Raw genomic sequence first — 9,847 nt, 5'->3', positions numbered from 1 at the left:
GTTCGGCGTCGGCGGCGTGCCCGGCAATCGGGAGCAACAGCCCCAAAATAAGAGCAAAAAACCGAATCATGGAAGGGGGAATTATAACGGGCCCGCGGGGGTGTAAAGTTCTATTTTAATAATAATCCCCCCACACCTCGAAGGCGTTGGGGATGAATTCGATCTGCGCGTCGTCGTTACCGGGGTCGTAGATGCTCATCACCGAAAAGCATTTGGGGCGATTGTTCCACTTCGCGTTTTTGAGCAGATAATATTTGGCGGTTTGGGATATCCGTTTTTGCTTCCAGGGGGTGATGGCCTCCAGCGGATCGCCGAAGCCGAGCGTCCGGCGGGTTTTCACCTCGATAAAATGGAGTTCCCCCTTTTTTTCGGCGATAATGTCGAGCTCACCGACGCGGCATGAAAAATTCCGTTCGATAATCTTGAAACCGTTCTTCTTTAAATACCGCGCGGCGCTGTCTTCCCCTTCATCCCCGGTCGCGCGAAGGGGAGTGAGGGATTTGAGAGGATCGTTATGCGGCATTGCGGAAGGCGGCCAGATAATCGACCAGCGTGGGGTCGCGGTCGATGGCCCTCAAGAGGTTGTCCATCTGGACGCTTTGCACATCCTGGTTCGATTCCCATTTGGCAAAACTTTTGACGCTTAGGCCCAACCTGCGCGCCAGTTTTTGCTGGGGGAGGCCGGTTTTTTGGCGGATACGGATGATTTCTTCTCCTAAAAGGAGATGCTCGTGTTTTTTTACGGCAATATTCGCTTGGCGGGAATGCGCACGGAACTGTTCCGGAGTGTAATAGCCTTCACCGCAATAACCGCAAACGCATAATACGGTATCCTCCACCAGCAAATGCGTCTTTTTGTAGGGAATCCGATCGGTGATTATTTTTATTGAGACCTTTCCCTTTTTCCCGCAAAGAGGACAAATATCATCTATTTTTGTTTTCAGTTTTGATTTAAATGCCTTCATTGGGAAAATCCTTCGCTTTAAATTGAATGATCACTGCCTCTTTTTCGGCCGATATTTGCAACTTAACGTAGGCCATCCGACCCGAAATTAACGGTCGGTAGACATCCTGCCATGTCCCGGAAAACCGGTGTGACTCCATTGACTTATAAAAATCCTTGCCCTGAAGTTTCACAATAACATTCACTACCGCTTCTTCATCGTTTAAGCCAAGAAGACGGGCACCATAAAATGCGGCGTTACTGATGCGATACAAGCCTCGTTGAATCAGCGATTTGATTTTCGCCAAACTGTAATAAGGTTGATTCCTGTCCAAGGCATCCTCCTAATGGTACTTTTAAAGTACTACTCTGTCAATGCGGCTTTTAGATAAGCAAAGAGGATGCCAAAAGCGGAAACAAAATTAATTTAATAATTTCAATTGGTTATAAAAACAAGTCTTTGTCAGTTCGAATGAAACCGTCCGAAAATCGGACGGCGTCCGAAAAGGAATGGGATAATTAGCAACAAATGCTAATTATTGCCGATAAATAGAATGATGTTTATTTGGCCTTTACTACTCGCGAGCGATTCAGGACTTTGGCCGGAGGACCCCTCCACCGAAATCGCTGCCACTCCTTCCTCTTTGTTGTCAGCTGATCCGAACGATAACTACAAGGCCTCACTGGCTTTGGGCGGTGCGGTTGCCGTGCGACAATCGGTTCAAACAGTCACGCGTCTGGCCACCCCCACCGCCCTCGAAAGCGCATCTGTCACATGGGGAACAGAGGCGGCAATACTCGAAGGGGGAGCCACCGCCGCAGGCGGCGCCGAGATTGTTGCCGGTGAGGGTTTATTGATGGGGGCGCTTCGACTGGCAACAACATTGGTCCGTTTCTCGCCGCTGGCGCTCATCTTCATGGAATCGGATCGGCCAAGCCGTGAAAAGCCGGTTGAACCGGCGCCGGAAGTCTATCGGACGGACATTGAGGCCGTCGGTGTCCCCGATTACGAGGCCTGGAAAAAATGGAGTGAGATGGAAAAACACCGGCGGGCGATCCGGTGGATTGAGGCCGACGGAAAACGGCTGAAGCAATCGGATGGGTGGATTCGGTGGCAGATTGAAAAATACCTCGAAGAAAACGGACTAACGCTGGAAGACCTTGATGCGTTTGAAAACCCGGTTGAAAGTTACGCATTCAAGGCATCTTCCGCGTCGGGCAACAATCCTGCCGCTGAAATAGACACGACTGAATCCCCCTTTCTTGACGCCGCCGGTCTCCAAGAGAGGATTCTCAAGGCAAAAGGAGAAGGAAAGCGGGTGGTCGTGGAAATCGGTTGCGGGGCCGAGGCAAACCATCTCCGATTACTTGCCGAGAAAAATCCTGATATCGTTTATTTCGGGATCGATCCCGATCCGAAGATCGAGGAAGCGGACAGCCAAAGTCTTCCAAAAAATATTTTCTTGCATCGGGGAAACGCTTGGCCGGCGCTCCAAGGCTTGGAGAACCAACAGGCCATCGATGAACTTCTCTTCGTGGCGCCCGAGGGTTCGGATGATTTCAACCGCCGAAGGGCTGAACACAACGCGGACCTGGCCTCCTGGTTTCACGAACCTATCCCGCGGATGACCTTCCGAAACAAGGAACTTCCCCTCTACTACAACCTCCTTGCCCCCGGCGGGAAGATCACCATCTACACCGAGGTGTTGGAATGGGCCATGGATTATTGCAACCGCCTCTCGCCTGTCGCCGATCGGATGGAAACAGCCCTCTACACCGATGATGCCGTGTTTCCGGAAATGTCGCCACGCACGGAACTGGTGACCAATGGGGAAGTATAGCGGACCTTTTCGCTGAAGAAACCGACACGCCCGTTTTCCCCCGGGAGATGGCGCCCCCTTCATACTACCTTGATCCAGCAAAATGGCCCTATGTGTTTAAGGTTGAGGCCCGAAAGGCGGCGTCTTCGGCGGAAACCGCCACACGGACTTCGGCATCGCAGAGCCCACCTCAACTCTTATCCAATTTATCCCGTTTGATTGACGTCGCCAAACATCCGGAAAAAGATCGTGCCCTTTTGTTTTTGGATACGATGCTACACAGTGGACTTCAGTCAGAAAGAGAATTTCGTGACCCTGCCCAAACAAAAGTCGCCATTGTCGGTTTTGGTGACGAAACCGCCACGATAAAGGTTTTCCTGGATGCCGGGTACCAGGTTATCGCCGTGGAAAATTTTAGTTATCTGAAAGCGGCAAATGGACCGAAAAAAACCGAAATTGAAGAACGGTTCAGCGATCATCCTCACTTAGATCGCCTTACCATCATTGATGTTGCCGAAGGGACAACCTTACCCGAAGCTGATTTGGTAATAGCCTCTGCCCTCATTGATGAAGCATTTGAAACATCAGCCAGACTCGTCAAACGGGGAGGAATTATTGCCGTTACTGAAATGGGACAAGTGGGGTCCAAGCGAATAAACTATATTGTCGACGCACCGGATAGTTACATTCGCGAGGCACAGGGCATTCCGCGTACTTTTGAAGAAGTCCTTTATTTCAACACGGTCCATGGCCCAAGTATCCTTCCCAGTGGTTTTTTCCACATGTTTGGACATAGCGCCTATATTCTGCGGCGAACAGAATAAAAGAGGTTTGTCGGCTACTGCGGCGCCCCGAAGGAGGAGACCAGCACCTGCCGATGGCCGGCGCCGGAGGGGGGGCTGACGATTCCGTCCACTTCCATCTTTTCGATCATCCGCGCGGCGCGGTTGTAGCCGACCCGCAGTTTTCGCTGGATCATACTGATTGAGGCCTGCCGCGTTTCGGCCACGATGGCCACCGCCTGATCGTACATGGCGTCCGACTCCTCCATCCCCTCGTCCGCGTCGAGTTCCGCCTCGGTTTCAAGCGGCTTTAAAATCGACTCGTCATAAATCGGCTTCGCCTGCTTCTTCAAAAATTCCACGATCCGCTGGATCTCCGATTCAGTCACTAGGGCGCCATGGACCCGGATCATCTTTGAGGCGCCGGGGGGGACAAAAAGCATGTCGCCGTTCCCCAAAAGATGCTCCGAGCCGACCGTGTCGAGGATCGTCCGCGAGTCGTGCTTGGAGGAAACCTTAAAGGATATGCGGGCGGGAAAGTTGGCCTTGATGATGCCGGTCAGCACATCCACCGACGGCCTCTGCGTAGCAAGAATCAGGTGAATGCCCGCCGCGCGGGCCATCTGTGCCAGACGGGTAATCGACTCCTCCACCTCGCGCGAGGAGACCATCATCAGATCGGCCAGCTCGTCGATCAAGATGACGATATACGGAATCTTTCCGCCATGCGAAACGAGGTCATCCGCCGGAAGGGCGTTTGCCGCCTCGGGATTCGCTTTGGCCAGCTCGGATTGCTTGCTCTGATAATCCCCTTTTTCGATCTTTTTGTTGTAGTTGACGATGTTCCTCGCGTTGATGTCGGCCAAAAGCTTGTAGCGCCGCTCCATCTCGCGGACCGCCCACCGGAGGGCCAACGCCGCCTTCTTCGGCTCCGTGACCACGGGAAGAAGCAGATGGGGAATTCCCTCGTAGAGCGAAAGTTCCAGCATCTTGGGATCGACCAGGATGAGGCGGACCTCCTCCGGGGTTGTCTTGTACAGGATGGAGACAATCATCGAATTGATGGAAACCGATTTTCCCGCCCCGGTCGCCCCGGCGACAAGGAGATGCGGCATCCGGGTCAGGTCGGAAACGTAGGGAATCCCCTCGATGTCTTTTCCGAGGGCAAAGGCGAGCCTTGAATCGTTCTTCTGGAATTTTTCGTCGGCAATGACATCCTTGAGCCATACCGTCTCGCGGACATTATTGGGAATTTCAATCCCGACCGCCGGCTTGTTGGGAAGGGGCGCGACAATCCGGACAGGGCGCCCCCCCATGGCCAGCGACAGATCGTCCACGAGGTTCGCAATGCGCGAGAGCTTCACGCCGGGGGCGGGGGCGAATTCGAACATCGTGATCACGGGGCCGGGATGGATCTCGGTGACATGCCCCTCGATGGAAAAATCCAAAAGCTTTTTTTCCAGCAGACGGGCCTGCATTTTCAAACTTTCTTCGTCCACCACCGCCTCCTGTTTGGAGTCGGAATCGAGGAGCGAGAGAGGGGGGAGCTGATAGCCGGCGGTCAGATGTTCCAGTTCCAGTTGGGGAAATGGGAACCGCGCCCGTTTTTTGTCGATGCGGTCGAGGATCCTCGGCCCGGCGCCAGGAGGTTCCGGCGGAAGAAGGGAGGAAAGGGTTTCGGAGACCGCCGGCGAGACAGCCGCACCCTCCGGCTTTTTTGGGGCGATATTCTGGACGTTCTGGGATTTGACAAAAGAAGGAACCGGACTCTGCCTGCTAAAGGGGGTGCTCTGCCGGCCGGAGCCCGGCTGGCGGCCGGAGCCCGGCTGGCGGTTGATTTTTACTTCAACGGCGGACGCCTCCTTCTTCCTCCTTTTTTCCATCCAGGCGGAGACCGCCTTTGCGGAACGGGCATAATAGATGACCGCTTTCTGTACTGCAAAGCGGACAGCGGGCACGGCCAACGCCCGCGTCCAGACAAACAGTTGCTTTAAAGAGACGCGCGTGGCCCAGACGAATGTAATCAATGACCCGAAGATCACCAGAAGCCAGGCGCCGGGGCGCCCCAGCCAGGAAAGAGCCAAGCGGGCCAGCCCGCCGCCGATCAATCCCCCCGCGTCGAGTTTTGCCTCGCCGAAGGCGATTGTCTCCGCGCGGAGCTGGAAAAGGATGGAGATAAAAACGACAAATATCAGGTAAAGGGCCGCCTCGTGAATTTTAAGGCGTGTGCGGTATCCCGCGAATAAAAGAACAGCGGCAAGGAAAAAAAAGAAGCCAAGAAAATACGATCCGGCCCCAAAGAGGAAAAACAAAAGATCGGCCAAATAGGAGCCGACAATCCCCCCCCAGTTTTGGATTTCCCTCCCCCGCGCCAGCGTGGCCAGCGAGGGATCCATCGGGTCGTAGGAGAGGAGGCAAAGATACAAAAAAACGCCGACGGCCAGAAAAAGGATGGCCAGAACCTCGCGCATGAATGGGGAAAGGTCTTTATTTGTCTTCATCAATCCGCACGCCGGCGAATAAACGCCGGTACATCGTATTCTTCGTCCCCCATGTCGGTAATGCCGATCTCGGAGGCGATTTTTTTAAGCTCGGAGGCGTCGGTGTCGCGAAATTCTTTTTTCTTCGCCGTATTTTCGCGCCCAAAGGGGGCCTCGGTCATCAGCGGCCCGGCCGTATCGCGAAAGGAGGCCCCCGGCGCGGTGAGACCGGACGGGGTTGAACCCGACAAACCAGGCGAAGGGACCCTTCGAGCCGGCCTTGGGTCGTCATGCGTCGCTCCGACGGGGCTTAGGTGGGGTTCCGGCCGCCCACCCCCCACGGGCCAGCCAGGCTCCGGTCGTAAGAAAGAGGATGTGGGATTTGCGGCCGGCATGGCCCCCTTTCCCGCCGTTGTCATCGGGACACGCGCGGGCGCCGGAGCCCGGCTGGCGGAAGGAGACTCAACCAGCCGCCCCGCTATGGGGCGCTGGGTTGCCCCTTTAACCACATAGGGGGTGGCCCCGTTGGGGTTTGCCCCATAGGGGTTTCGTTCCTCGGAACGGATTTCGGTTCGCCAGCCGGGCTCCGGCTTCTTCTCCTCGCGGGCGAATCCGGTGGCGATCACTGTCACGCGGATTTCGTCCTGCATCCGGTCGTCCACCACTGCGCCGAAAATAATGTTCGCCTCCTCGTGCGCCTCTTCCTGGATCAGCTTGGAGGCCTCGTTCACCTCAAAAAGGGTCATGCCCGAGCTTCCGGTGATGTTCAAAAGAATGCCGGTGGCGCCGGAGATGGAGACATTTTCCAGGAGCGGGGAGGAAATGGCCGACTTGGCCGCCTCGAGCGCCCGGTTTTCGCCGCGCGCCGAGCCGGTTCCCATGAGGGCCATGCCGGTCTCGCGCATCACGGTGCGCACGTCGGCGAAGTCGAGGTTGATGAGGCCGGGGATGGTGATGAGATCCGAAATGCCGCGAACGGCCTGCAGAAGAATATTGTCGGCCATCTTGAAGGCATCGAGCATCGGCGTTTCTTTGCCGGCAACCGTCAGGAGGCGCTCGTTGGGGATGGTGATGAGGGTATCGACCTCGCGCTTTAATTCATCGATCCCGGTTTCCGCCTGACGGAGCCTTTTTCGTCCTTCAAAGGTAAACGGTTTGGTGACAACCCCGACGGTGAGCGCGCCCACTTCTTTGGCCACGCGTGCGATGATGGGGGCGCCGCCGGTGCCGGTTCCTCCTCCCATTCCGGCCGTGATAAAAACAAGATCGGCCCCGGCAAGCGCCTCCTGAATGGCCCGGATGTCTTCGAGCGCCGCGTTTCGCCCCACTTCGGGGTTGGAGCCGGCCCCCAGCCCCTTTGTCAGTTTGGCCCCCAGCTGGATCTTCACCATCGCCTCGTTGGCCTGAAGCGCCTGCACATCGGTGTTGGCCGCGATAAATTCCACGCTGTCCATTTTGGCGCGGATCATCGTCTTGACGGCGTTGCCCCCGCCGCCGCCAGCGCCAACCACCTTGATTTTCGCCGTATGCGCCAGGTTTTCCTCGAATTCGAACATGGGACCCTCCTTATTTAGTAACGGCTCGGGTGATTCCTGGAGAACAAAGAGAGTCCTTTTGACGAAGCAATTTTCGTTCCCGCCGGCCACATCTGCCGGCGAAACAATCCAGCTCCGGGCGGCTTACGAAAATTGCGAAGACAAGGGGACTCTCTTTGTTCTCGATATGCTGTCATCTTTTTCAAAACATCTCCCCGATCCAGTTTTTCATCCGGTCCATCACCTTTTGGTAGACATTGTCGTCGCGGACCTTGAAATTCGATTCCTGCATGGACCGGCTACCATACATCACGAGGCCGACGCCAGTGGAATACATCGGGCTTCGCACCACATCCACCAGTCCGCCGATGCCGCGCGGGGCGCCCCGGCGGACGGGAAAGTCAAAGACCTGTTCGGCGAGTTCCGGCATCCCTTCGAGGATGGTGGCGCCGCCGGTCAAGACCACTCCCGAGGCGATCATCTCTTCATAACCGGAGCGGATCACCTCCTGACGGACAAGGGAAAAAATCTCCTCCACTCGCGGCTCGATGATTTCGGCCAGAATCTGGCGGGACAAAATCCGCGGCTTTCGGCCCCCCACCGAGGGGACTTCGATGGTTTCTTCCTGACGGACCATCGAGGTCAGACTGCACCCGTATTTTTGCTTGATTTTTTCAGCCTCGGCCGCCGGGGTTCTCAAGCCGACGGCGATATCCTGGGTAACGTGGTTTCCGCCGAGGGTGATCACCGAGGTAAAAACAATCCCCCCTTCGGAAAAGATGACGATATCGGTTGTCCCGCCGCCGATATCGACCAGCACCACCCCCAGTTCCTTTTCGTCGGACGAGAGAACCGCCTCGCTTGAGGCCAGCGGTTCCAGCACGATGTCGTTGACGTTCAACCCGCAACGGTTGGCGCACTTGACGATGTTTTGCGCCGAGGTGACGGCGGCGGAGATGATGTGGACTTTTGCCTCGAGCCGGACGCCGGACATGCCGAGCGGTTCGCGGATGCCGTCCTGGTCATCGACGATAAACTCCTGCGGAATCACGTGAATCACCTCGCGGTCCAGGGGAATGGCCACTGCCTGCGCCGCGTCGATGACGCGGTTGATGTCGTTTTGGGAGACCTCCTTGTTTTTCACGGCGACAATCCCGTGGCTGTTGATCCCCTTGATGTGGCCTCCAGAGATTCCGGCATAGACTGACGTGATGTCGCAACCGGCCATCAGCTCGGCCTCTTCGATGGCCTTTTTGATCGATTCCACCGTCGCCTCGATGTTCACCACCACCCCTTTTCTCAAACCGCGGGAGGGGTGGGAACCGATGCCGATGATGTCGATGCCGTCGTGGGTCGTCTCCCCCACAATCGCGCACACCTTGGTGGTGCCGATATCCAGCCCGACAACGAGATTGTCTTTACGCGCCATGTGTTGTCTCCTTTACAGTCGTGCGAAAATTTTTCCCTCCACATGGAGATCGATGCGCTTGTAGGGCGTATCTCCCTCCCCCTCTGCGGCGGCGAATTTCCGCCACCGGTCAAGCTTTTCCTCGTAGTCTCCACGACCAAAATAAATTTCACTCCTCCCCTTTGCCGTCGTCACGGTGATTCCCTCCGTCACGTCGTAGTGCACCTCTTTGACGCCGAAAGTCTGCGTCGCCGGAAGAAGCAAAAAACGGTTGAGAAACAAAAAGGCCTCTTCCACGTGCGCCCCGTAGTACGATGGAAATTTTTTCAGCCGCTCGGAATCAAACCCGCTGATCACCGGAAAAGATCCGCCAGCCAGGGTCTGGCCGCCGGGCCGGCTCGGCCCGACTTCGCCGGGACGCAGTTTTTTGAAAATCTTCCCTTCGCGGCTCACCAGATACAAACTCCCCGCGTCAAACAGGGCCACAGGTGTGTATTCTTCCAGATGAATCCGGATTTTGTCCGGCAGAACGCGCCGCACCTCCACCCTTTTCACCCAGGGATGACGGCGGATATTTTTCTCCAACCGGGAAAGATTCACCGTAAAAAGATTTTTTCCATACGGCGCCTCGGCCAGCCTTTCCACCGCCTTGCGCGTTGTGTGGTCAAATGGGCCGGACAATTCCATCTCTTTGAGCGTGAAGGTGTCCGATCTGACCAGAAAATACCAGGCTCCACACAGCAGGCCGCCGATTACGAGCAGTTGGCCCGCGAACAAAAACCAGTCAAGCAGGGCCCGCCGCATCCGGTAGAGGCGCGGGCGTTTGGTTGTTTTCAGGTTTTGGAATTTTCGCCTAAAAAACATTACACTTGGGGCCCT

At 56.0% G+C, this 9,847-nt stretch carries 9 protein-coding genes; 2 read left to right on the top strand and 7 right to left on the bottom strand.

Translation table 11 applies throughout. The features are described 5' to 3' along the window. Positions 1 to 115 precede the first annotated feature (115 nt). Genes HYU99_09590 through HYU99_09580 form a run of 3 tightly spaced genes read right to left on the bottom strand, consistent with a single transcriptional unit; the run spans position 116 to position 1,278 of the window. Positions 116 to 523 (bottom strand): YraN family protein, encoded by a 408-nt coding sequence (locus tag HYU99_09590; protein ID MBI2340598.1) that lies wholly within the window; start codon positions 521 to 523, stop codon positions 116 to 118. Continuing rightward, complete coding sequence (locus tag HYU99_09585; protein MBI2340597.1) at positions 513 to 965, bottom strand: type II toxin-antitoxin system MqsA family antitoxin; 453 nt, start codon at positions 963 to 965, stop codon at positions 513 to 515. The genes HYU99_09590 and HYU99_09585 overlap by 11 nt, the downstream gene beginning before the upstream one ends. Further along, positions 952 to 1,278, bottom strand: a complete 327-nt coding sequence (locus tag HYU99_09580) for a type II toxin-antitoxin system MqsR family toxin (protein ID MBI2340596.1) — start codon at positions 1,276 to 1,278, stop codon at positions 952 to 954. The genes HYU99_09585 and HYU99_09580 overlap by 14 nt, the downstream gene beginning before the upstream one ends. 219 nt (positions 1,279 to 1,497) lie before the next feature. On the opposite strand from HYU99_09580, the gene HYU99_09575 reads away from it, so the two are divergent. Together HYU99_09575 and HYU99_09570 are read left to right on the top strand one after the other, a co-directional pair. Beyond that, positions 1,498 to 2,784, top strand: a complete 1,287-nt coding sequence (locus HYU99_09575) for a hypothetical protein (protein ID MBI2340595.1) — start codon at positions 1,498 to 1,500, stop codon at positions 2,782 to 2,784. A 194-nt stretch (positions 2,785 to 2,978) separates the two neighbouring features. Next, positions 2,979 to 3,587 (top strand): hypothetical protein, encoded by a 609-nt coding sequence (locus HYU99_09570; GenBank protein MBI2340594.1) that lies wholly within the window; start codon positions 2,979 to 2,981, stop codon positions 3,585 to 3,587. 14 nt (positions 3,588 to 3,601) lie between these two features. On the opposite strand, the gene HYU99_09565 is transcribed toward HYU99_09570, so the two are convergent. The 4 genes from HYU99_09565 to HYU99_09550 form a co-directional block, all read right to left on the bottom strand. Beyond that, entirely contained in the window at positions 3,602 to 6,046 is a 2,445-nt protein-coding gene (locus HYU99_09565; protein MBI2340593.1) for a DNA translocase FtsK 4TM domain-containing protein, read from the bottom strand. Further along, entirely contained in the window at positions 6,046 to 7,581 is a 1,536-nt protein-coding gene (ftsZ, locus tag HYU99_09560) for a cell division protein FtsZ (protein ID MBI2340592.1), read from the bottom strand. Before ftsZ ends, HYU99_09565 begins: the two co-directional genes overlap by 1 nt. 181 nt (positions 7,582 to 7,762) lie before the next feature. Continuing rightward, positions 7,763 to 8,989: a cell division protein FtsA gene (gene ftsA, locus HYU99_09555; protein MBI2340591.1), complete on the bottom strand. Its 1,227-nt coding sequence runs from the start codon at positions 8,987 to 8,989 to the stop codon at positions 7,763 to 7,765. A 12-nt stretch (positions 8,990 to 9,001) separates the two neighbouring features. Beyond that, positions 9,002 to 9,832 carry an FtsQ-type POTRA domain-containing protein gene (locus HYU99_09550; GenBank protein MBI2340590.1) on the bottom strand — a complete coding sequence of 277 codons (831 nt, stop codon included), beginning with the start codon at positions 9,830 to 9,832 and terminating at the stop codon, positions 9,002 to 9,004. Between the last annotated feature and the right edge of the window lie 15 nt (positions 9,833 to 9,847).

It is taken from the genome of Deltaproteobacteria bacterium (assembly GCA_016183175.1).
Lineage (GTDB): Bacteria > UBA10199 > UBA10199 > UBA10199 > SBBF01 > JACPFC01.
This window is presented reverse-complemented; position numbering and strand designations above follow the sequence as displayed.

What these genes read in the sequence shown, in the direction of transcription:
- HYU99_09585 (MBI2340597.1), bottom strand. Translation starts at nt 965, where the DNA reads ATGAAGGCATTTAAATCAAAACTGAAAACAAAAATAGATGATATTTGT.
- HYU99_09575 (MBI2340595.1), top strand. Translation starts at nt 1,498, where the DNA reads ATGATGTTTATTTGGCCTTTACTACTCGCGAGCGATTCAGGACTTTGG.
- HYU99_09550 (MBI2340590.1), bottom strand. Translation starts at nt 9,832, where the DNA reads ATGTTTTTTAGGCGAAAATTCCAAAACCTGAAAACAACCAAACGCCCG.
- ftsZ (MBI2340592.1), bottom strand. Translation starts at nt 7,581, where the DNA reads ATGTTCGAATTCGAGGAAAACCTGGCGCATACGGCGAAAATCAAGGTG.
- HYU99_09590 (MBI2340598.1), bottom strand. Translation starts at nt 523, where the DNA reads ATGCCGCATAACGATCCTCTCAAATCCCTCACTCCCCTTCGCGCGACC.
- ftsA (MBI2340591.1), bottom strand. Translation starts at nt 8,989, where the DNA reads ATGGCGCGTAAAGACAATCTCGTTGTCGGGCTGGATATCGGCACCACC.
- HYU99_09565 (MBI2340593.1), bottom strand. Translation starts at nt 6,046, where the DNA reads ATGAAGACAAATAAAGACCTTTCCCCATTCATGCGCGAGGTTCTGGCC.